Below are 20,814 nucleotides of genomic sequence, written 5' to 3' on the forward strand. Positions count from 1 at the left end.
ATGAAACCAGGCGGGAAGGCCGCCTGGCTTTGTCATTAAGCTTGTCAAAAGAGTAGCAAGCCTGTCCTGAAAGTTCAGTAATTACTTTAACTTATTATAAACACGAGCTAAACGTCCGTGACCACTCACCTGAATGGGGGATTCATTCGCGCCGACAAACGCAGATTCACCCGCTTTAAGCACCAGGCGCTGGTCGTTTTTGCTAAGGATAGCCTCGCCTTCAACGCAGAACAGAATCGCCGCACCGTCTTGCGCCAGTGCGGTTTCGTCATGGTTTAACCCGTGCAAAGAGAAGGCAAAATCATCAACCGGAATTGGGAAGTCCAGCGTTGAGCCCTGTTTTTCTGGCTGGGTTAACAGCGTGTTTGCTGGTTTGGCGGTGAATTTGACGTTCGCTACCAGTTCTGGGATATCAATGTATTTTGGCGTCAGCCCGGCGCGCAGAACGTTGTCCGAGTTCGCCATCACTTCCAGACCCGTACCGCACAGGTAGGCGTGTGGCGTTTCAGCAAACAGGAACATCGCATCGCCTGGGTTAAGTTTGACGATATTTAACAGCAGCGGTGAGAACAGGCCGCTGTCATCAGGGTAGAACGCTTCAATCAGGCGAATGGCCTCCCAGGCATCACCTTGCTCGGTGTTCAGTGCCGTGCGCAGAACACGCAGTGCATGGGCTTTTTCGTCGCCTTGCATATTCAGCAGGCCAGCAAACAGGGTGCTCAACCGCGCGCTGGTTGGTTCTGCGATAAACTGACCGATAACCGGGTTGGCGTCTGCCACCGGTTGTAGCAGGGTGGCGATTTCGTCAAATTCGCGGAAGGCGTTCATCGCCAGGAATGGCGTCAATGCAAAAACCAGCTCCGGCTTATGATTGGGATCTTTATAGTTACGCTCGGCGGCATCTAGCGGGATGCCCGCCGCGTTTTCTTTGGCAAAACCGTCTTCGGCTGCTTTTTTACTTGGATGAACCTGAATAGACAGCGGCTGTGCGGCGCACAGGACTTTGAACAGATAAGGTAATTCGCCAAAACGTTCGGCAACTTTCGCGCCCAGCAGCGTCGTTTTATCAGCGTCAATCACGTCGCGTAGCGAATGCACTGCACCGTGGCTGTCGGTAATTTTTGAGCTGCTCTTTGGATGTGCGCCCATCCAGAGTTCTGCCATCGGCAGATCTTCAGGGTTGGCGAGGCCGTAGAGTTCCGTTAACGCAGTTTTGCTACCCCAGGCATAGTTTTGCACTGAGTTGATGAGTTTTTGCATTATCAAGCCCTGTTTCTAATGTGGATTATTTGGGCTGTATTAAAGCAAAAAAATGCGGCGACGTATGCTGGAGAAATAAAAAGTCGTCCTTGTCTCAGTTTTTGTTAAAAAATTGTGTACGATATGGTAACTCGCTTTAATCCCCGTCAGACATGCAACGCCATGCCTGACAGAGATAGCCGGGCAAATGGAAAGACCGCCCTAATACAACATCATCAAAGCAGTCAGTGAGAGCACAATGTCGAACAAACCTTTTTACTATCAGGATCCTTTTCCGTTAAAAAAAGATGACACCGAATACTATCTGTTGAGTAACGACTACGTTTGTGTCGCAGAATTTGAAGGGCAGGAAGTCCTCAAAGTTGCCCCGCAAGCGCTGACGCTTCTCGCCAAACACGCCTTCCACGATGCCTCTTTCATGCTCCGTCCCGCGCATCAGCAGCAGGTGGCGGATATCCTCAACGACCCGGAAGCCAGCGAAAACGACAAGTACGTGGCGCTGCAATTCCTGCGTAACTCCGATATCGCCGCCAAAGGCATTTTGCCTACCTGCCAGGACACCGGTACGGCGATTATTGTCGGCAAAAAAGGCCAGCGCGTGTGGACGGGCGGTGGCGATGAAGCCGCGTTGGCGCGGGGTATTTACGACACTTTCATTGAAGATAACCTGCGCTACTCGCAGAACGCACCGCTGGACATGTACAAAGAGGTGAACACCGGTACTAACCTGCCTGCACAGATTGACCTCTACAGCGTCGATGGCGACGAGTACAAATTCCTTTGCATCGCCAAAGGCGGCGGGTCGGCGAACAAAACCTATCTGTACCAGGAAACCAAAGCGCTGATTACGCCGACGAAACTGAAAAACTATCTGGTAGAGAAAATGCGCACCCTGGGCACGGCCGCTTGCCCGCCGTACCACATCGCCTTTGTGATTGGCGGCACTTCTGCAGAAACCACGCTGAAAACCGTTAAGCTGGCTTCGACCAAGTATTACGACGGTCTGCCGACCGAAGGTAATGAACACGGCCAGGCATTCCGCGACATTCAACTGGAAAAAGAACTGCTCGAAGAAGCGCAAAATCTGGGGCTGGGCGCACAGTTCGGCGGCAAATATTTTGCTCACGATATCCGCGTTGTCCGTCTGCCGCGCCACGGCGCATCGTGCCCGGTGGGGATGGGCGTTTCTTGCTCGGCTGACCGCAATATCAAGGCCAAGATTAACCGCCACGGTATCTGGCTGGAAAAACTGGAAAATAACCCAGGCAAATACATTCCAGAATCGCTGCGCAAAGCGGGCGAGGGTGAAGCGGTTAACGTTGACCTCAACCGCCCAATGAGCGAAATCCTCAAGCAGTTGTCGCAGTATCCTGTGTCTACCCGTTTATCGCTGAGCGGCACGATTATTGTCGGTCGCGATATCGCCCACGCGAAGTTAAAAGAGCGGATGGACAACGGCGAAGGCCTGCCGCAGTACATTAAAGATCACCCTATCTACTACGCAGGGCCGGCCAAAACGCCAGAAGGCTATGCCTCTGGTTCACTTGGCCCAACCACCGCAGGGCGTATGGACTCCTACGTTGACCAACTGCAATCCGCAGGCGGCAGTATGATCATGCTGGCGAAAGGCAACCGTAGCCAACAAGTGACCGACGCATGCCACAAACACGGTGGCTTCTACCTCGGCAGCATCGGCGGGCCAGCGGCGGTGCTGGCGCAAAGCAGTATCAAGAGCCTTGAATGCGTCGAATACCCCGAACTGGGGATGGAAGCCATCTGGAAAATTGAAGTGGAAGACTTCCCGGCGTTTATCCTTGTCGATGACAAAGGTAACGACTTCTTCCAACAGATTCAGGCGTCGCAGTGCGCCCGCTGTGTGAAATAACCCTTCAGCCGCCTTTCGGGGCGGTTTTTACTTTATAAGTCCATACTTATCTTACTCTCGCATGAGCAATGTCACTTCATATTCACTTTGAGTTCAAGGAGATAGTAATGACAACGTCACGCCGCGAAAGCGATTCTATGGGGCCAATCGAGGTTCCGGCTAACCAACTGTGGGGCGCACAAACCCAACGCTCGTTGGAGCATTTTCGTATTTCAACGGAGAAAATGCCGCTTTCGCTGATTCACGCTCTGGCGCTTACCAAGCGCGCGGCGGCTAAGGTAAATCAGGATTTAGGCCTGCTGGAGGCCGAAAAGGCGCGGGCCATTATCGCCGCCGCCGATGAAGTGTTGGATAACCAGCATCCGAATGAGTTTCCGCTGGCTATCTGGCAAACCGGTTCCGGTACGCAAAGCAACATGAACATGAATGAGGTGCTGGCTAACCGCGCCAGTGAACTGCTGGGCGGTGAACGCGGTATGTCGCGGCGGGTGCACCCTAACGATGACGTGAATAAAAGCCAAAGCTCTAACGATGTGTTCCCGACGGCGATGCACGTTGCGGCGGTGATTGCGTTGCGTGAACACCTGTTACCGCAGTTGACGACGCTGCAAGAAACCCTGCGCCAGAAAGCTGAGCGCTTCCGCGATATCGTCAAAATTGGCCGCACGCATCTTCAGGATGCCACGCCACTCACGCTGGGGCAGGAGTTTTCCGGTTGGGTGGCGATGCTTGAGCATAACCGCCGCCATCTTGAACAGAGCCTGCCGCACCTGTGCGAGCTGGCATTAGGGGGCACTGCGGTAGGTACTGGGTTGAACACCCATCCTGAATATGCGGTGCGCGTCGCGCAGGAGTTGGCCAGTTTTACCGGACAACCGTTTGTGACGGCTCCGAACAAATTTGAAGCGCTGGCAACCTGCGATGCGCTGGTTCATGCCCACGGCGCGCTCAAAGGGCTGGCGGCATCGATGATGAAAATCGCCAACGACGTGCGCTGGCTGGCATCCGGGCCGCGTTGTGGGATTGGCGAACTGGCAATTCCAGAAAACGAACCAGGGTCGTCTATCATGCCAGGCAAAGTCAACCCGACGCAGTGCGAAGCGGTGACAATGCTGTGCTGCCAGGTGATGGGCAACGATGTGGCGGTCAATATGGGCGGGGCGTCCGGTAACTTTGAACTTAACGTTTACCGGCCCATGATTATTCACAACGTTCTTCAGTCTATCCGCCTGCTGGCGGACGGTATGGACAGCTTTAACCGCCATTGTGCGGTAGGTATCGAGCCGAATCGTGAGCGCATTGACCAACTGCTCAATGAGTCGTTGATGCTGGTCACGGCGCTCAATACCCACATTGGCTACGACAAAGCGGCGGAGATTGCCAAAAAAGCGCACAAAGAGGGGCTGACGTTGAAGAACGCGGCGCTGGCGTTAGGGTATCTCACTGCCGACGAGTTTGACCGCTGGGTACGCCCGCAGGATATGGTCGGCAGCCAGATTAGCGGCGCTTAATCCGCCGCCAGCCACAGGTGCAGCCGTGGAATCATTAGCTGTAGCGGCTGCGCCTCGGGTTTATGCCGATGCTGAACGTTATCGGCATCGTAATTCAGTAGCTCGCCCACGTCGGGCACACTCACGCCTTTACGCCCGGAAATGACTGCGATTAATGGGCTAGGGCAGGCATATTGTACCTGCTTTTGTTCACCGGCAAACCACACGCGGGCGATCGGCTGCACTTTCACCGGTCGCTTAATTTTGAGCTTCGCGTTTTGCGGCAAAGCGGCAATATCCTGATACTCTCTCTCAAGTTTGGCCTGCCACTGCTCTCGCGTCCACGGCGGCACGGCGCGCGGTGATTTCAGGCTTTTTTCCAACTGCGCGAGCACATCGTCACGGGTCAGATTCTTAATAATATGTTTGTTAGCCCAGCCAAAACGTAGCGTGCTGGGGTCTGACAGCAGGGTTAGCGAACGATAGGCATTGAGGGTAATCAGCCCTGGAATATAACGGTGCACCCACTCAAATCGGGCAACCGGCGGTAGGCCGGAGTCGACAGTAATAATCTGCTCCAGTTCGGCTTTCAGGTCGTTGATGTGTTGCACACGTTGAGTCAGCGCATGATGTTGTTCTTCGCTCGCCTGGAGGCAAATGGCGCCGGGCAGACGCACGGCTGCTTTGCTGCTGCGGTTTTCCGACTGTTGCTGAATAAACAGATGGTTAAAGTGTTGCAGCGCCATACTAAACGCAGTTTGCCCTACGTGCTGCACGACCTGAATTTGCGATAGCGGGGCATGTTCTGTGGTTTTTTTGACTTCCGGCAACTCAAAAATACGTGCCGTTAGCAGACGACAGGCGGAGAGTTCATCTCGCAGCGCCAGTAGGTTGTGTTCAAGCTGGCGAAAAGTCCCGGTCAAGCGCTCGACGAGATCATAACTGGCCATCGGTATCTCCTTGCATGTATTTAGTTACAACATACTAAATGTCTTTTTATCATACGCCGGGATTAAGTACCGTGCAAACCGCAGTCAGCTAGCTGCGGGCAGGGAGATATGATGGTAAACAGGCCAGGTGAGGCTAAAGCTCGCCCCGCCAAGTGGGCTGCTGTCGCAACTGGCTTGCCCACCCATCGCGACGGCAATAGAGTGAACGATCGCCAGCCCTAAGCCGCAGCCGCCGGTTGCCCGATCACGGCTAGGGTCAAGGCGGACAAACGGTTCAAAGACGCGTTCACGCTCGCTGGCGGCAATGCCGGGGCCATCGTCCTCTACGCGCAGGCAGGCCTGGCTGCCGCTAAGGGTCAGGCTTATTTGAATTTTGGTCTGGCTATAGCGCATGGCGTTGTTGACTAAGTTATCCAACACTCGCTCCATCAGGCGCATATCCAGCGCACCGTAATCTCCTTGGCTGAGTTGCCCAATGGACACCTCGCGCTGCGGGTTTACCGACTGCACATCATCGACGTGCGCGGCAATCCAGCGCGGGAGATCGGGTGTAGTCAGCGACAGCTCGGTTTGTGGACGGTCGAGGCGAGCGTAGGTTAGCAACTCCTCAATCAGCGCTTCTAGCTGGCCAATATCACGGTTCAGCGCCAGTGACTCAGCCTCGGTCAGGTTCTCGCTCATTTCCAGTCGATAACGCAAACGCACCAGTGGCGTGCGTAACTCGTGGGCGATACCGTCAATCAGCTGTTTTTTACTGGCGATCAACGCATTAATGTTATCGGCCATTTGGTTAAACGCGACGCCTAATCGCTCAAAGCTCGACATGCTGTCAAAGTGAATGCGTTCGCCCAGGTGACCCTCACCAAAACGCTGGGCGGCGCTCTCCAGACGCAACATATCTTGCCAGTGCGGTCGCATCCAGATAAACACCGGGAAGGCGAGTGAAATGGCGATAAACGCCATCAGCGCAATATCCAGCAGGCGCATCTCATGCATAAAGTAGAGATAGGGCACGGGGCCTACCGCCAACACGTAATGGCTACGTGGAATACGCTGAATAAACGTGTACTGGTCATCAAGGGCGACAATATCACCGGCGCGCAGGTGCTGCATTGCACTATCCGCCAGTTGGAATTTGCTCAGTGGCTCAATGCGCAGATCGAAAGAGAGGTTTAAATCCAGCTCGTTGAGCGTTTTACTCCAGTTACGCGGCGGGATTTCGCGTAGCTCGCTGCGCATTAAATACAGCGAGCTTTTCATCAGGTCATCCAGCGACTGGCGGCCAGCACGTTCGGCGGTAAATTTGTAGACCAGGCCAACGAGCATGGTCATCACCAGAAAGCAGACAAACAGCAGCAGATAAAACTGCACAAACAGCTTTTTCATTAAATTCACCGAAAAATCAATGCATTAAATATGTTTTGATGTAGCCTGGAGGCACGGCATGGGCATTGTCGCCGCCGCCAATCCTCTGATTCAAAAACCTAATCAGATCCTCATCAAGCGCATGTCCCCAGGCAGAATAGACGGTATACACCACTTCCGCATTGTTATGGCTCAGTTGGCTTGCTATGAAAGCAGGGTTTGCACCGGCTGGCAATGGGCGATGTATTGATTGCGGTGGGCGCTGCAGCTAACTATTAATTTAATCAAAAACGGTCAAATTTCTGACCGCTTGAGCAGGCATTATGTTCTGGTGATTTCCGAAATCATGGTGGGGTTTGTTTTCTGACTGCTGATTTTAACCGTCAGGGTGTAGAATCGCGGCGGGTGCTTGAGACTATCTGTCTCAGGCAATTGCCGAAAGGCAGATAGAGAAAAGCCCCGGAAACATTCAGCGTCCAGCAAGACGCTTAACATTTACCGAGGCCATATCTATGCTTCACAACATTAGATTAGCCTCTTACGACCCTCCGGGTCAAGGAGAGTAGGCTATGAAGCAGCAAAGGGCGATGTTAATCGCGCTTATCGTCATCTGTATCACCGCCGTCATGGCGGCGCTGGTAACGAGGAAAGACCTCTGCGAGGTGCGAATCCGAACCGGTCAGACGGAGGTCGCTGTCTTCACAGCCTACGAATCTGTTAAGTAAGAGACAGGCGGGGAGCAACCCCCGCCATTCTGGTGTGTCAGGTATTCTCAATGCACCCGCTCCCTTTATAAATTCCTAAACAATTTCAAATTCTTCGGGATAATGTTTACCGCTCATGTAAATGACCATGTGGTATCTGTTAAACCCGCAGCGAGCCTGTATGACGGCCATTTTTAGCAATATATGCGAACATTAAGATAACCTTAAGGAAATAGCATCCGATGCTAATGCTGGGAAAACATTAAATTTTACTATTGTAAGTCAATCCTTAACTTGGATCAGTAATATGAAATTCGATACCCATGTAACGGCATCCGTTGTGGTTTTGGCTGTGTTGTCTACGTTATTTCCGTTGGTGGCCTATTGGCATTTCCCGCTGTTAAATGGTGCGGTAGTAACACAAATAGAAAACGGTCAGGCGTTGTGGTTGCTGTTTGGGGCGCTGTTTACCCTGTGGTATATCAGACCGCTTTCAAGACCTGAGGGCGGAAAACAATTCTGGCTGTGGGCGGCGCTATGGTGGTTGGTACTGTTAGGGCGTAGCATCAGTTGGGGACGGGCTTACTTTCCTGAATTGCCGCATGGAATATTTAAAACGGTTTCAGTTATTATGGTAGGGAGTCTGCTGTTGTCGCTGCTTTCTATACCATTACGCAAAGAAATAACACGTCGGGTGCGAGAAGTTTCTATTCCTGTATGGATGCTGGGGGTTACGGTAGTGACATTTTTAATTGCGGATACCGTTGAACATCATCGTCTGCTGGCACCGTTATTTGTGCGTGATCCGCAGTATACCGACCTGATGGAAGAACTGTACGAATTTCCCTTTATGATTGGGCTATTTCTGGTGACGTATTATTTTATGCGGGCGGATAAAAGTGGGGAGAATATTGTTTCGGTGTGCGTGAATTCAACAATGCATTATGAAAAGACAGGGCAAGCTCCTCAGCGTTCAGGGCACTGAGGAGCCGATCATTATTGATTGCTGGTGACGCTTTGCTGCTCTGCGGCGGTTTTTTTCGCCAGGATACGGCTGGCAATCACGCCTGACATCATCGAGCCGTTTACGTTGAGCGCGGTACGCGCCATATCGACGATTGGCTCAATGGCGATAAAGATACCAACCAGCGCCACCGGGAAGTTTAGCGTTGACAGCACAATCAGGGCGGCAAATGTCCCGCCGCCGCCCACGCCCGCTACGCCAATAGAACCAAGCGCAATGGCTGGCAATAGGGTGGCCAGGAAGTGGAATGACAATGGATCAATCCCCATGGTTGGCGCAATCATCGCAACCATAATCGCCGGATAAATACCGGCACAGCCATTTTGCCCCATGCTGGAACCAAACGATGCGGCAATATTGGCAATAGTGCTTGGCACACCAAATTTTTCCTGCGCCGAGATAGCTAGCGGAATAGCCGCGCCGCTGCTGCGTGAGGCAAATGCGAAGGTCAGCACCGGCCATACGGTTTTATAATACTGAATAGGGTTGTGGCCACTCAGCACCAGCAAAATAGCATGAACGATAAACATCATCGCCACCGCCAGATAACAGGCGGCAATAAAGCCCAACAGACTGGCAAATTGTTCTAACTGGTAGGATGAGAATACTTTCGCCATTAACGCCAGCACCCCGTATGGGGTCAACGCAATCACAATTCGTACCATCTTCATCACCCAAATCTGGATGGCGTTAATCCCGGCGCTTAATTTTGCCCCTTCTTCAGGCGCATCTTTTTTGACTTTTAATAACGCGACCCCAGCCAGTAGGGTAAATATCACAATCCCGATAACCGAGACGCTTCGTGCGCCGGTCAGGTCGAGGAAAACATTGGTTGGAATCAGGGAGGTAACCAGTTGCGGCAATGACACGGCGGCGGTTTTGCTGACATCGTCAGCAGTCAGCGTAGACTGCATATGACCGAAAGCGCTGGCGTCCAGGCCAATGGTATGGGCGGTCAACAGGCCGACAAAACCTGCCACCATCACCAGTATCAGCATACAGGCGACAATGGTCAGCGACATTTTACCAATGCCCGCGTTATTTTCGAGTTTATTGATGGCAGAAAGAATCGAAATGAAGATAAGCGGAATAGCGACCAGTTTTAATAAATTAACGTAGCCGTTGCCGATGACGCTATACCATTCAATAACGGTTTTACTGCTGCTGGCCGAGATAAAGTGTAAGGAAAGCCCGATGGCTGCGCCGAGGAAAATGGCGATGAATACGGATTTAGAAAGAGATTGGCTGCGTTGGTCTATTTTGAATATGCCCAAAGAGCAGATCAAAAAAAGCGCAATATATGCGAGAGTAGTGAACATCTTGTAAGCCTCTTGCCCCATTCAGCACCTGAAATGCCGGAAAGAGTGGTTTCTGCTAATTAACCTATCGCCCTGTGGGCAATGGCACCGCAGCGGATTATAAGGAAAATTGACGCCAAATACAGACAAAAAGTGTGGGTTAACAACAATTCCGTTATTAAGCGCAGGTTTTGCGCTGTAACTCAGCACTTTTAGCGGTATTGTGAATAAGATGCTGCATGAGTAAGTGAGATGTATTACTCGCATTCCCCTTGCTGAAGAAAAGAGATGATGACGGATTTAGCCTTCTACATTCGCGCGGTTAAAAATAATACGGCAGTGGTGTGCCTGGAACAGCGACAGGAAAAAGATCTGCTAGCCGAAGTTGAAAGCCATTATTCACTTTGGCGGCATGACAGTGGCGTTACGCTGCGCTGCATAAGAGAAAATGAGCTGGTGGCTGAAACAGAGGACGTTTGCCCAGAGTGTTGGATCTTATGGGAGATTGTCGATGCCTGTGGGCAGACGATCCGCCCGTTGAAAAAACAGTTTCACAATGCCTGCCAGGAGGCATTCTGGCTACAAAGGCAACACGTCGAACAGCAAATGACACGGTGATTTTATAAAATGCTGCCGAATGATGAATAATCATACGCTCGGCAGCATAATATTAATGTTTTTGAATGACTGGGTGAGCGCGTTCTCGAGGGTTATATTTTTACAGCCAGCATAATATTCTGTTGGGTGTCCTGCTATTCCCAGGCGTGGGGGGCGAAAAGATAGCCTTTATTGCGCACCGTTTTAATGCGGTACGGCTCTGTGGCGCTATCGAGCAGTTTTTTACGCAGCCGTGAAATAGCCACGTCAACGCTGCGATCCATCCCGTCGTAGCTCACGCCGCGCAGGTTTTTTAACAGCGCATCGCGGTCCATAATTTGCCCAGCATGGGTCGCCAGTTCCCACAGAAGATCAAAATCGGCGGTTGAAAGTGCCACGATTTCACCGCTGAGTAGCACCTGGCGGTTAACGGGGTCAATCGACAAGGCGCCAAAACGCAGAGCTTTGTGCGGTGTCAGAGTGGGCTGCGGAGTTAACGCACCGCCGCTGGCGGTAGGGCGTTGGCGCAAATGCAAACGCAGACGCGCCAGCAGTACGGCGGGCGGGGTGGTTTTGAGAATGTAATCATTTGCACCCATTTCCAGCGACAAAATATGGTTCATGTCGCTATCGAGCGAGGTGAGCAGTACAATCGGCCCTTGCCATTGGCCACGCAGATCACGGCACAATGTCATGCCGTCTTTTCCCGGCAACATAATATCCAGCAAGACGAGATCGGGCTGTTCGCGCGCAATCGTTGCCTCGGCATTGTCACCGCGAGGCTCGACGATCACATCCATATCATGCTTTCCCAGATACGCAGCGATCAACGCCCCGACATCAGGATCATCCTCAACATAAACGATCTTATTCATTACTTTACGCACAGGCAGGCAAAAGAGTAACGATACAGAAAAATAAGGCTAACGCCCAGAGACAAGTTAGCGAATATCCGGCAGGCACTGTAAATGGCCGTGGCGCACGCCACGCTGGGCAATCACATCGTCAGCGAAATGCTGCACCTCGCCCATATCGCCTTTCAGTACCGCAATTTCCAGGCAGTCATCGTGATTAATGTGTACGTGTAGCGTCGCAACCGATAAATCGTGGTGATGATGATGGTTAGATACCAGGCGGTTGGCCAAATCGCGTTTCTCATGTTCATAAACGTAAGAGAGCACCGCGAAACCCTGTGTGCCATGCTCCTGAGCGCTTTCCTGTGCCAGTGCTCCGCGCAGGATATCGCGGAGGGCTTCAGAGCGGTTATGGTAGCCGCGACGCTGGCTTAAGCCGTCGAGCGTAGCCAGTAAATCATCATCAAGAGTAATGGTAACTCGTTGCATTTGCGCAAACCTTATTGTTTGGTGCGGCGACGCACGGGGAAGGCGGGAAGTACCGCATTTTGTAATTCACGTCCGGCCGTAGAGAGCAGCGTCATACCGTCGTCAACGGTGGTAGTTTCAATAATTTCACCGGCCTCCATCACCATTACCCGTTGGCAAAAACGTTCCACAAGACGTAAATCATGAGTGATAAACAGGCAAGCCGTTCCAAACTGCTGTTGCAGTTTTTTAAGCAGGCGGATAACTCCGGCCTGTAATACTAAATCGAGGTTAGAAACCGCTTCATCGAGAATCAACAATTGCGGCTCTACCACCAGCGCTCGCGCCAGACATACTCGCTGAAGCTGCCCGCCGCTAAGCTGTGAGGGGCGTTTAGCGAGTACGCTGTCGTCGAGGTCAACGGCGTGCAGCATTTCACGGGCGCGGGTTAACTGCTCTGCTTTTTTCAATGACAGTAGGTGGCGCATCGGTTCGCGTAAAATTTCATGCACCGTTTTCCGTGGGTTTACTGCGCTGATCGAATCCTGGAATACCAACTGAATATCACGGCGAAACGCTTTGTGCTGCGCTCGATTAAGCTGCGAAAGCGCCTGACTACGCCAGCTTATGCAACCTTGCGCGGGTGATTCGAGGTTGACCAACAAGCGTGCGAGCGTGCTTTTTCCGCAGCCGCTGCGCCCCAGTAATGCCACGGTTTCGCCACTTTTGAGCTGCAATGAAACGCTTTTCAGCACCTGGCCTGCGTGGGGGTAATGGTGTGAAACGTCGGTAACGCTGAGTAATGTCATGATTCCAGCTCCAGGCCATACAACGAGAGATGCGCGGCGACCAGGCTACGTGTTACCGGATGTTCGGGAGTGCGGAACAGCGTGCTGGCCTCACCGTATTCCACAATTTTCCCGTTATCCATCACTGCGACATCATCCGCCAGGCGGGCAACCACGCCCATATCGTGAGTCACTAACAGCATACCGGGCGCGCGGCGCTGCATCATGGTTTCCAGCAGATTAAGAATACGCGCCTGTGCCACCACATCGAGGTCGGTCGTTGGTTCATCGGCGATGATAAATGGCGCATCGGCTAGCACCGCCAGCGCAATCATCATCCGCTGCAACATGCCACCGCTCATCTCAAATGGGTACAGTTTGAGAACACGCTCGGCACTCTCCAGCCCAACGGCTTTTAACGCTGCGATAAGTGCGGCATCATCGGCACGTTTCCCCAACGCCTGGCATGTTTCTCGCGCGTGGGTCGCCATGGTGTGCAGCGGATTAAAGGCGCTGCGCGGGTTTTGCATAATCGTGGCGATAGTTTTGCCGCGCAGGTCGCCTGGGGAAACGGCTTCCCCCGCTGCGCGGATAACGCCCGCCGTCTGGCGAACGCCGGGTGGTAAAATCCCCAACGCTGCCGCGCAGGTGAGGGATTTCCCGCTACCGCTACCGCCAACTAATGCCAGCACGCGACCGCGTTTCAACGTCAGCGACACGCCGCGTACCAGTGGTTCACTTGCCTGTAACGTAATATTTTGCAATTCAATCTGTTGCGGCATCAGTGGTTGTGCTCCGTCACCAGATGAGGGTCAAGATGGTCGCGCAGGGCATCGCCCAGCAGGTTGAAGGCCATCACACTGATAAACAGCGCCAGCCCCGGCCAGAACATTTGTAACGGCTGCGTCCAGATGTACTGCCGCGCATCGTTAATCATCACGCCCCATTCGGCGGTGGGCGCGGTGACGCCAAGTCCAAGAAACGACATCCCCGCCACATGCAGCATCATATGGCCGATATCCAGCGTTGCCAGCACCAGCAGCGACGGTACTATCGCACCGGCTAAATGGTCGATAAATAGCCGAATATGCCCCGCACCAGCAAGCCGGGAGGCGAGCACAAATTCACGCTGGCGTAGAGAAATCACCAGGCTTCGCACCATGCGCGCATACCACGCCCAGTGCGACAGGGCGATGGCGAGGATCACGTTGGTCAGCCCCGTTCCCAGTACGCCAACCATAAAAAACGACAATATCGACGTCGGGAAGGTCATAAACATGTCGGCGACGCGCATGGTGGCTTGATCCACTCGTCCGCCCATCAGTCCGGCACAACCGCCGATAAGAAGCCCCAGCGCTAAAACCAGTAACAGGCAGGCCATCACTGAGCCTAAAGAGACGCGGGTCGCCGCCATCAGGCGTGAGAAGATGTCGCGCCCCAGGTGATCCGTGCCCAGCCAATGCTGGCTATTAGGCGAAAGCAGGCGCGACGACAGGTTAATGGCCTGTGCGTCATACGGCAGCCACCACTGGCTGGTGAGGGCGATTAACGCCAGCAGGGCGATAATCATTAACGCCAGGCGAACGGAGCCGCGAGCATTAAGGAAAAAGTTCACGAATGCGCTCCTTCATGACGACGGATGCGTGGGTCGAGCGCGGCGTTTAGCAGGTCAACAGTCAGGTTACAAACCGCAAAAACGACCACCATCATCAGGGTGAAACATTGGATAACCGGATAGTCGCGGTTAAAAATCGCTGAGACGGCGTAGCGCCCGACGCCCGGCCAGGCAAAGATATTTTCGATAATCATTGTGCCGCCAATCAATTCACCAATATGCATCCCGACAGCGGTGATCATCGGCAGCGAAGCGTTACGCAGAATATGGTGGCGCTCGGTTTGTTTCTCGCTCAGGCCGCGCAAACGCGCCCAGGTCACGTGCCGTTGTCCGGCGACTTCCAGCATACTGGCGCGCAGCAGGCGGGCGTTAATCGCCAGAGACATAAACGCAATCGACACCGCTGGCAGCAGGATGTGCTGCCAGCCGCCGTAGCCCATCGCCGGTAGCCATTTCAGCCACACCGAGAACAGCATTACCAGCAGAAACGCGAGCCAGAAATTGGGCATCGACACACCAAGAAACGCGATAAGGCGAACGATAAAATCCGGTAGCCGGTCGCGGTGGCGCGCCGCCCAAATGCCCAACGGCACGGAGGTGAGCAGGATAAGCACCAGCGCCGCGCCCGCCAGCTCAAGCGTGGCGGGCAGGAAGTTGAGCATGTCATCCAGCACCGGGCGTTGGGTGGCAAACGAAATGCCAAAATCAAGGTGCAGCGCCCGCCACAGCCAATGGCCGTATTGCGCAATCAGTGGCTGGTTCAACCCCAGCATAATGCGGGTCGAGGCTACCATCTCCGGCGTGGGCGGCAGGTTAGATAAGCGCAAATAATCAAGTGCCGGGTCGCCGGTTCCCCAACGCAGCAGCAAAAAGATAATCACCGAGGCGGCAAAAATCATCGGGATTAGCAGCGCCATGCGCCGCATTATGTAACGCAACATCAGGGTTTCACCGGTGTAATCTGTTCAAACGGAATGTCCGAGGCAACGGGCGCGTATGGAATGGCGCCCAGCTCCGGTTTGGCGACGACCATCATCGATACATAACTGATAGGCAAATAGACGGCATCCTGGTGCAAACGGGTCAGAATGTCGCGATACAGCGCCTGGCGCTGGTGCTCATCGGTAGTTTGCAATACCTCAGCAATTTCGTTATCAATCACCGGTTTATCCGCTAAGCCTTGTTGGGCCTGGAAATCCGCATGTGATGGCACGCGCATTGAGCTCATAAAGGCATGGGGATCATACGGTGCGCCCCAGGTGCGGTTGAAAATCATGCCAAAGCGACCATCGCGCTGGCGGGCATAAATACTGCTTTCTTCTTCACCAACCAACACAACTTCTACGCCAATCTGGCGCATATCGGCCTGAATAATTTCTGCCATTGATTTGCTTAATGCATCAGTGCCAATAAACGACAGCTCTATACGCAGCGGTTGGCCGTTTTTCTGGCGAATATCGCGGCCTGCGGGTAGCGTCCAGCCCGCTTTTTCCAGCAGCGCTTTGGCCTGCTGAGGGTCATACTGGCGCGGCTTCAGGCCTATATTGGCGTAGGGAACGGTAGGGGCGAAAAGGGTGTCGGCAACCTGCTGAGTGCCGTACAACACGTTGTCGATGAGCGATTTTTTATTCACCGCATGATTGAGCGCCTCGCGCACGGCCAGCTCATTGGTAGGCGCTTTGGCAGAGTTCAGTGCCAGCATAACGGTTTCAATCGGTTTCGACAGTTGGGTGCGGTATGCCGGGTTTCGGCTAAAACGGGCGAAGGTGTCCAGAGGCAGCAAACCTTCGTTGCCGTAAAGCAGGTTAATTTCACCCGTTTCAAACGCCACGGCGCGGGTCGTTGGATCCGGGATTACTTTCACCATCACCTGGCGAATCTGCGGTTTTTCGCCCCAGTAACGGTCGTTACGCACCAGCACATCATACTGGTTCAGCTTTGACTCTTTTAACTGCCACGGCCCGGTGCCAATAGGCGCTTTAATGCCGTGCAGGGTTTCATGCTCTTTAAATTGTGACGGCGCGATAAAGCGGAAAGGGCGCGGTAGCGCAAGCTCTTGCAGGAACGGGTAGTACGCACTTTTAAGTGTGATTTGTAACTGATACGGGCCGAGTGCTTTAACGTCGGTAATCTGATTAACCAGCTCCAGCCAGGCATGGCGCTGGCGGTTATCGAGCACTGCGCGGAAATTCTCCGCTGCCGCCTGGGCGTTAAAGGCTTCACCGTTGGAGAATTTCACATCATCACGCAGGGTGAAAATCCAGCGTTTGCCATCCGCCGAATGACTCCAGCTTGTCGCCAGCCACGGTTTTACCGTGCCATCCGCCTGGTATTTTACCAGCGGCTCATACACCATGCTTTGGGCAAACATTTGGTTGGGGGTGTAAAGATGAGGGTTCAGTGGGCCGACGTTTACCGGCCAGGCGGTGGTAATTTCATCGGGAGCGGCATGCGCGAAAAAGGAGGCGCAGACCAGTAGCGCAGCAAGCCTACGGTGGAGTCTGGACAAAATGATGGCCTTAATGACAAGGAGGTACGACGTAATGAGTATGAGGATTGTAGTGAATCATCATACTTTTGGGCTGTGCTGGATCAATTCATCGAACAATAACCAATGATGATGTAAAAAGTGCTATTCATTTCATTAATTTATTGATTGTACCAATACGGCGGAAACCATTCATAAACTCAGGGACTTCCGTTATGCTGGCTGCATATGTTATTGATGGGTGAATAATGCAATGGGGTTGTTAATCAAAGCGTTGCTTGGCGCGCTGGTAGTGGTGTTAATCGGCATTCTGGCGAAAACCAAAAACTATGCCATTGCCGGGCTGATTCCGCTGTTTCCGACTTTTGCGCTGATTGCCCACTATATTGTCGCCAGCGAGCGGGGAACCGAGGCGCTGCGCGCCACGATTGTGTTTGGAATGTGGTCGATTATCCCGTATTTCCTGTACCTGTTGTCGCTGTGGTACTTCACCGGGATGATGCGCCTGCCGTTGGCGCTGGCGGGCGCGGTGGTGTGCTGGGGGCTGAGCGCCTGGCTGCTGATTTTCCTGTGGGGGCGTTTTCACTAAACCAGCGGTCTACCGCCATCGACCGCAAAGGTCCGGCCTGTGACGTAACAGCTACCAAGCAGATAATCAACCAGGTCGATTATCTCTTTTTCCCCTGCGGCGATTTTCATCAGCGATTTGTTGAGCGCTTTCTGGCGATATTCCGCGTCGTCGTGCTCATTAAATAGCACCAGCGCAGGCGCGATGGCGTTAACTTTTACCTCTGGGGCGAGCTTGCGGGCGAACGAGCGGGTCATGTTGTCCAGCGCCGCTTTGCTGGCGGCGTAGGCAATGTGCTTATCGCTGCCACGCTCGACGACATAATCAGTGAAGTGAATGATATCGCCCTGTGCGTGCCCATGACCGCGCAGCAGGCTTTCCAGCGCGTGATTCAGCAAATAAGGGGCATTGACGTGAATTTGCAGCATCTCGTGCAGCACATTACTTAGCGGTGTACTGGTGCTTTCCGCCTGCCAGGCGCTGGCGTTATGAATCACTGCGCGCAGGCCAGTGCAGCGCGCTTTCACCGCGTCGGCAAAAGCGTAAATACCGTCATCCGTGGAGAAATCAGCCTGAATGCAAACTGCGCCCGCCCGTTGCATTACATCAATGGCGGGGTAATGGGTGCGGTAGCTGAGGATCACCGGCTGTTGCTGGGTGAGAAAATGGTGGGCAAGGGCGAGGCCAATACGGCGGCCTCCACCGGTTATCAGAATTGGGCGTGACAGCGGTTTTCCCATCGTTATCTCCTTGTGTTCAAAACGATGGGGTCACGTTTCACCCCATCAGCATCCATGTTGCCGGAACGGAGGCAAGCAGGAGCAGGCCAATCAAGGCAAGTTCGCGACGCTTAAGCACGATATTATCGACGTGCGTGCGGCGCGCATAAATAAAGACTAATAGCCCTGGCGCATACAGTACCACGGACAGCAGCAGGTGCATCGGGCCTGAGGCATACAATAACCATAAGCCATAAATCCCGGCTCCGACACCAATCGCCTTATGCAGCGGGCGGCGGGCGACTTTCAGCAGGAACGCGCCGACGAGGAAATACGGCACGAGGATCATCTCAGAGGCGATGGTCAGCAGCGTATTGTAATCGGAACCGGTCAGCCAAATCAGTACCAGGCTTGCCTGTACGCTAAGGTTGGTCAGCCACAGGGACGCCGAAGGGGCATTGTTAGCGTTTTGACGGGCAAAAACGCGCGGGAATGCTTTGTGTGTCGCGGCGAGAAATGGCACTTCAGCCGCCATAATCGTCCAGCTCAGATACGCCCCGCACACCGAGACAATCAGCCCCGCAGCGATAACAATCTCGCCCCACGACCCCATCATGCGCACCATCAGGCCCGCCATTGACGGGTTGCGCATTTCCGCCAGTTCCGGGCGGGCGACAACGCCCATCGACAACAGAGTAACCAGCAGATAAACACACAGCGCGGAGATAACCGCCAGCAGCGTTGCGCGGCCCACGTCTTTTTTATTGCGTGCGCGCGCCGACACCACTACCGCGCCTTCAACGCCGATGAATACCCACAGCGTAATCAGCATGGTGTTTTTCACCTGTTCCCACACCGGCACACCTAAATCGATACCGTGGAAATCCAGCGTGAAGATGTCGCTGTTAAAGGCGAGCGCTGCCAGCGCGATAAACAGCCCGAGCGGTACAAGTTTCGCCAGCGTGGCGACCAAATTAATGCTCGCCGCTGTTTGTACACCGCGCAGAATTAAGAAGTGAACGACCCACAGCAGTACCGATGCGCCGACGATCGACTGCCAGGTGTTGCCGTCGCCAAACAGGCTCAGTTCTGGGGTATCGGTAAAGAAGCTCAGCGCCGAAAACACGATAACCAGATAGGAGACGTTGGCGATAACGGCACACAGCCAGTATCCCCAGGCGGAACAGAAACCAATCAGTTCGCCAAAACCTTCGCGCGCATAGGTAAAAATGCCGCCGTCGAGGTCGGGGCGGATACGCGTCAACACCAGCATGGCAACGGCCAAAAACAGGATGCCCACGCCGGTAATCGCCCAGCCAATCAGTAGCGCAGCAGGGCTGGCAACTTCAGCCATGTTTTGCGGCAAACTAAAAACGCCCGCGCCGAGCATGGAACTCAGCACCAGAGCCGTCAGGGCGCTAAGCCCTAATTTCTTTTCCATGAGAATCCTGTCGTGGAAGGAGAAGAACGAGAATATTTATTTGGCTAAATCGCATAATCATGGGGGATTACGCTGAGGCGGCGATTTTACGGAGAGCGATGCAGACATGCAATAAGGGATGCTTGAAATGAATAAAAAAGGCGGCTGAAGCCGCCTTTGAGTGCCTGTTATTTGTACAGGTCGGCACTGATCGTGACGTTGCCGCCACGTTCTTGCCATTGACGGGTAATGTGATAGTACTTCGCGCCTTTCTTCGCCGCGCGTTTTGCCACCTGGTAGGAGACTTCGGTCATGTTGCCGTAGTTACCGGTGAATTTGATGCTATCGTAAGGGATCATCTGCGCCGCAGCGGTTTTGTTCAGTTCTTCAACTTTGGTGCCGTCCGGCAGCGTGACACTGTAACGCCCGCCTTTAGAACTTTGCGTTTCGAAGAAACGGCCTACGCCAGTCCCCGCACCGACGGATGCCGTGGTTGCAACGCCTGGGATCTCAACCTGTTTGGCGGCTTCACCACCTTCTGCCAGTGCTTTACGCCCTGCATCGGAGTCTGCCGGAATGGCATCCGGGCTTTGCAGAACGCGTTTTTTGGCGTCGGCTTTATAGACGTAGGCGGTAATGCGTTGGTTGCCGCCGTCGTTGGCATCAACCTGACGGACGATGAAGAACGATGCCGCACCTTTGGCTTTCGCCGCTTTGGTGATGGCGGCGTTCACTTCCGGCTGGCTGCGATAGAAGCCCTGAACGGTAACGGTATCGAACGGAATTAGTTCAACGGCCTGGTCTTTCGGCAGTTCCATGACGCCGTTAATCACACGATTTTTCGGCGTCTCGGCTTTCGCGGCGTCCTCTTTATAGAGGTCTGCCGTGACGCGCCAGTTACCGCTGTTACCGTAGTCAGAAGTATCGACCACATAAAAAGAGGCTGCGCCGTCTTTGTCCGCTTTGCGAGACATTGCCTTCACCGCATCACCAATGGCGGTAAAGCGGCCAGTAATAACAACGCGATCGTACGGTTTCAGTGCCGATGCTTGCTCCGGGGTCAGCTCGGTGGCTGCTTGGGCGGACATTGCCGCGGCAGACAGCATGACGGACACGAGGAGGGTGTTCTTAAGCTTCATAAAAATAATCCTTCGCCTTGCGCAAACCAAATTCGGGTCATGTTGTAAAAGAGGAAACGCTTGATTATGGCATTGAAACGACCCCACTGTCTGCGTCATTTTTAACTTCAGATGCGAAGCGGGTGACGGTTTTGGATAACTTTTCCTGATATGTTGAAAAAACGGGCGCTTGACCAGAAAAA

The 20,814-nt window shown here is 53.6% G+C and carries 21 protein-coding genes; 7 read left to right on the forward strand and 14 right to left on the reverse strand.

All coding sequences use genetic code 11. From position 1 onward, the window contains the following. Positions 1–81: 81 nt before the first annotated feature. Positions 82–1,260: a mannose-6-phosphate isomerase gene (manA, locus tag AC6I4B_RS11640; protein ID WP_497771835.1), complete on the reverse strand. Its 1,179-nt coding sequence runs from the start codon at positions 1,258–1,260 to the stop codon at positions 82–84. Between the two features lie 238 nt (positions 1,261–1,498). Here manA and fumA point away from each other — a divergent pair, with 238 nt between their 5' ends. Both fumA and fumC read left to right on the forward strand, forming a co-directional pair. Then, a complete protein-coding gene (gene fumA, locus AC6I4B_RS11645) occupies positions 1,499–3,145 on the forward strand; it encodes a class I fumarate hydratase FumA (protein WP_497771837.1) in 1,647 nt (548 codons plus the stop codon). Positions 3,146–3,252: 107 nt separating this feature from the next. After that, a complete protein-coding gene (fumC, locus tag AC6I4B_RS11650; protein ID WP_497771839.1) occupies positions 3,253–4,656 on the forward strand; it encodes a class II fumarate hydratase in 1,404 nt (467 codons plus the stop codon). Here fumC and tus read toward each other — a convergent pair. After that, a complete protein-coding gene (gene tus / locus AC6I4B_RS11655) occupies positions 4,653–5,585 on the reverse strand; it encodes a DNA replication terminus site-binding protein (RefSeq protein WP_497771840.1) in 933 nt (310 codons plus the stop codon). The two genes, fumC and tus, sit on opposite strands and share 4 nt — an antisense overlap. An 84-nt stretch (positions 5,586–5,669) precedes the next feature. Further along, on the reverse strand, positions 5,670–6,971 hold the full coding sequence (gene rstB / locus AC6I4B_RS11660; protein WP_497771842.1) for a two-component system sensor histidine kinase RstB: 1,302 nt from the start codon (positions 6,969–6,971) through the stop codon (positions 5,670–5,672). Positions 6,972–7,029: 58 nt separating this feature from the next. On the opposite strand from rstB, the gene AC6I4B_RS11665 reads away from it, so the two are divergent. From AC6I4B_RS11665 to AC6I4B_RS11675, 3 genes are all read left to right on the forward strand, one after another. Then, complete coding sequence (locus tag AC6I4B_RS11665; protein WP_497771844.1) at positions 7,030–7,200, forward strand: hypothetical protein; 171 nt, start codon at positions 7,030–7,032, stop codon at positions 7,198–7,200. Between the two features lie 319 nt (positions 7,201–7,519). Beyond that, on the forward strand, positions 7,520–7,675 hold the full coding sequence (locus AC6I4B_RS11670) for a Hok/Gef family protein (RefSeq protein ID WP_497771845.1): 156 nt from the start codon (positions 7,520–7,522) through the stop codon (positions 7,673–7,675). A gap of 286 nt (positions 7,676–7,961) precedes the next feature. Next, entirely contained in the window at positions 7,962–8,639 is a 678-nt protein-coding gene (locus AC6I4B_RS11675; protein WP_497771847.1) for a hypothetical protein, read from the forward strand. Positions 8,640–8,650: 11 nt separating this feature from the next. Here the strand turns inward: AC6I4B_RS11675 and AC6I4B_RS11680 are convergent, their stop codons facing one another. Further along, positions 8,651–9,997: a cation:dicarboxylate symporter family transporter gene (locus AC6I4B_RS11680; RefSeq protein WP_497771848.1), complete on the reverse strand. Its 1,347-nt coding sequence runs from the start codon at positions 9,995–9,997 to the stop codon at positions 8,651–8,653. A gap of 267 nt (positions 9,998–10,264) precedes the next feature. Between AC6I4B_RS11680 and AC6I4B_RS11685 the strand changes: the two genes are divergently transcribed. After that, on the forward strand, positions 10,265–10,594 hold the full coding sequence (locus AC6I4B_RS11685) for a hypothetical protein (protein ID WP_497771850.1): 330 nt from the start codon (positions 10,265–10,267) through the stop codon (positions 10,592–10,594). 134 nt (positions 10,595–10,728) lie between these two features. On the opposite strand, the gene rstA is transcribed toward AC6I4B_RS11685, so the two are convergent. From rstA to nikA, 7 genes are all read right to left on the reverse strand, one after another. Then, positions 10,729–11,448, reverse strand: a complete 720-nt coding sequence (gene rstA, locus AC6I4B_RS11690; protein ID WP_497771852.1) for a two-component system response regulator RstA — start codon at positions 11,446–11,448, stop codon at positions 10,729–10,731. A 66-nt stretch (positions 11,449–11,514) separates the two neighbouring features. Next, entirely contained in the window at positions 11,515–11,916 is a 402-nt protein-coding gene (nikR, locus tag AC6I4B_RS11695) for a nickel-responsive transcriptional regulator NikR (protein ID WP_497771854.1), read from the reverse strand. Positions 11,917–11,927: 11 nt separating this feature from the next. Continuing rightward, the gene (gene nikE / locus AC6I4B_RS11700; protein WP_497771855.1) at positions 11,928–12,704 is read right to left on the reverse strand and encodes a nickel import ATP-binding protein NikE; all 777 of its coding nucleotides are present in this window, start codon (positions 12,702–12,704) and stop codon (positions 11,928–11,930) included. Next, positions 12,701–13,465: a nickel import ATP-binding protein NikD gene (gene nikD, locus AC6I4B_RS11705; protein WP_497771857.1), complete on the reverse strand. Its 765-nt coding sequence runs from the start codon at positions 13,463–13,465 to the stop codon at positions 12,701–12,703. Before nikD ends, nikE begins: the two co-directional genes overlap by 4 nt. Continuing rightward, a complete protein-coding gene (gene nikC, locus AC6I4B_RS11710; RefSeq protein WP_497771858.1) occupies positions 13,465–14,298 on the reverse strand; it encodes a nickel ABC transporter permease subunit NikC in 834 nt (277 codons plus the stop codon). The genes nikD and nikC overlap by 1 nt, the downstream gene beginning before the upstream one ends. After that, positions 14,295–15,239, reverse strand: a complete 945-nt coding sequence (gene nikB, locus AC6I4B_RS11715) for a nickel ABC transporter permease subunit NikB (protein WP_497771860.1) — start codon at positions 15,237–15,239, stop codon at positions 14,295–14,297. The genes nikC and nikB overlap by 4 nt, the downstream gene beginning before the upstream one ends. Continuing rightward, complete coding sequence (nikA, locus tag AC6I4B_RS11720) at positions 15,239–16,810, reverse strand: nickel ABC transporter substrate-binding protein (protein WP_497772122.1); 1,572 nt, start codon at positions 16,808–16,810, stop codon at positions 15,239–15,241. The genes nikB and nikA overlap by 1 nt, the downstream gene beginning before the upstream one ends. Positions 16,811–17,039: 229 nt before the next feature. On the opposite strand from nikA, the gene AC6I4B_RS11725 reads away from it, so the two are divergent. Beyond that, positions 17,040–17,375 (forward strand): GlpM family protein, encoded by a 336-nt coding sequence (locus AC6I4B_RS11725; protein ID WP_497771861.1) that lies wholly within the window; start codon positions 17,040–17,042, stop codon positions 17,373–17,375. Here the strand turns inward: AC6I4B_RS11725 and folM are convergent. From folM to ydgH, 3 genes are all read right to left on the reverse strand, one after another. Then, positions 17,372–18,094, reverse strand: a complete 723-nt coding sequence (gene folM, locus AC6I4B_RS11730; RefSeq protein ID WP_497771863.1) for a dihydromonapterin reductase — start codon at positions 18,092–18,094, stop codon at positions 17,372–17,374. The two genes, AC6I4B_RS11725 and folM, sit on opposite strands and share 4 nt — an antisense overlap. A gap of 37 nt (positions 18,095–18,131) precedes the next feature. After that, a complete protein-coding gene (locus tag AC6I4B_RS11735) occupies positions 18,132–19,514 on the reverse strand; it encodes an amino acid permease (RefSeq protein WP_497771864.1) in 1,383 nt (460 codons plus the stop codon). Between the two features lie 167 nt (positions 19,515–19,681). Further along, entirely contained in the window at positions 19,682–20,632 is a 951-nt protein-coding gene (gene ydgH, locus AC6I4B_RS11740) for a DUF1471 family protein YdgH (RefSeq protein ID WP_497771866.1), read from the reverse strand. Between the last annotated feature and the right edge of the window lie 182 nt (positions 20,633–20,814).

Source organism: Kluyvera fluvialis, assembly GCF_059725275.1.

What these genes read in the sequence shown, in the direction of transcription:
- fumC (WP_497771839.1), top strand. Translation starts at nt 3,253, where the DNA reads ATGACAACGTCACGCCGCGAAAGCGATTCTATGGGGCCAATCGAGGTT.
- AC6I4B_RS11665 (WP_497771844.1), top strand. Translation starts at nt 7,030, where the DNA reads ATGGGCATTGTCGCCGCCGCCAATCCTCTGATTCAAAAACCTAATCAG.
- AC6I4B_RS11680 (WP_497771848.1), bottom strand. Translation starts at nt 9,997, where the DNA reads ATGTTCACTACTCTCGCATATATTGCGCTTTTTTTGATCTGCTCTTTG.
- AC6I4B_RS11725 (WP_497771861.1), top strand. Translation starts at nt 17,040, where the DNA reads ATGGGGTTGTTAATCAAAGCGTTGCTTGGCGCGCTGGTAGTGGTGTTA.
- AC6I4B_RS11675 (WP_497771847.1), top strand. Translation starts at nt 7,962, where the DNA reads ATGAAATTCGATACCCATGTAACGGCATCCGTTGTGGTTTTGGCTGTG.
- nikE (WP_497771855.1), bottom strand. Translation starts at nt 12,704, where the DNA reads ATGACATTACTCAGCGTTACCGACGTTTCACACCATTACCCCCACGCA.
- AC6I4B_RS11685 (WP_497771850.1), top strand. Translation starts at nt 10,265, where the DNA reads ATGATGACGGATTTAGCCTTCTACATTCGCGCGGTTAAAAATAATACG.
- AC6I4B_RS11670 (WP_497771845.1), top strand. Translation starts at nt 7,520, where the DNA reads ATGAAGCAGCAAAGGGCGATGTTAATCGCGCTTATCGTCATCTGTATC.
- nikB (WP_497771860.1), bottom strand. Translation starts at nt 15,239, where the DNA reads ATGTTGCGTTACATAATGCGGCGCATGGCGCTGCTAATCCCGATGATT.
- rstA (WP_497771852.1), bottom strand. Translation starts at nt 11,448, where the DNA reads ATGAATAAGATCGTTTATGTTGAGGATGATCCTGATGTCGGGGCGTTG.
- ydgH (WP_497771866.1), bottom strand. Translation starts at nt 20,632, where the DNA reads ATGAAGCTTAAGAACACCCTCCTCGTGTCCGTCATGCTGTCTGCCGCG.
- nikD (WP_497771857.1), bottom strand. Translation starts at nt 13,465, where the DNA reads ATGCCGCAACAGATTGAATTGCAAAATATTACGTTACAGGCAAGTGAA.
- folM (WP_497771863.1), bottom strand. Translation starts at nt 18,094, where the DNA reads ATGGGAAAACCGCTGTCACGCCCAATTCTGATAACCGGTGGAGGCCGC.
- AC6I4B_RS11735 (WP_497771864.1), bottom strand. Translation starts at nt 19,514, where the DNA reads ATGGAAAAGAAATTAGGGCTTAGCGCCCTGACGGCTCTGGTGCTGAGT.
- tus (WP_497771840.1), bottom strand. Translation starts at nt 5,585, where the DNA reads ATGGCCAGTTATGATCTCGTCGAGCGCTTGACCGGGACTTTTCGCCAG.
- manA (WP_497771835.1), bottom strand. Translation starts at nt 1,260, where the DNA reads ATGCAAAAACTCATCAACTCAGTGCAAAACTATGCCTGGGGTAGCAAA.
- rstB (WP_497771842.1), bottom strand. Translation starts at nt 6,971, where the DNA reads ATGAAAAAGCTGTTTGTGCAGTTTTATCTGCTGCTGTTTGTCTGCTTT.
- fumA (WP_497771837.1), top strand. Translation starts at nt 1,499, where the DNA reads ATGTCGAACAAACCTTTTTACTATCAGGATCCTTTTCCGTTAAAAAAA.
- nikR (WP_497771854.1), bottom strand. Translation starts at nt 11,916, where the DNA reads ATGCAACGAGTTACCATTACTCTTGATGATGATTTACTGGCTACGCTC.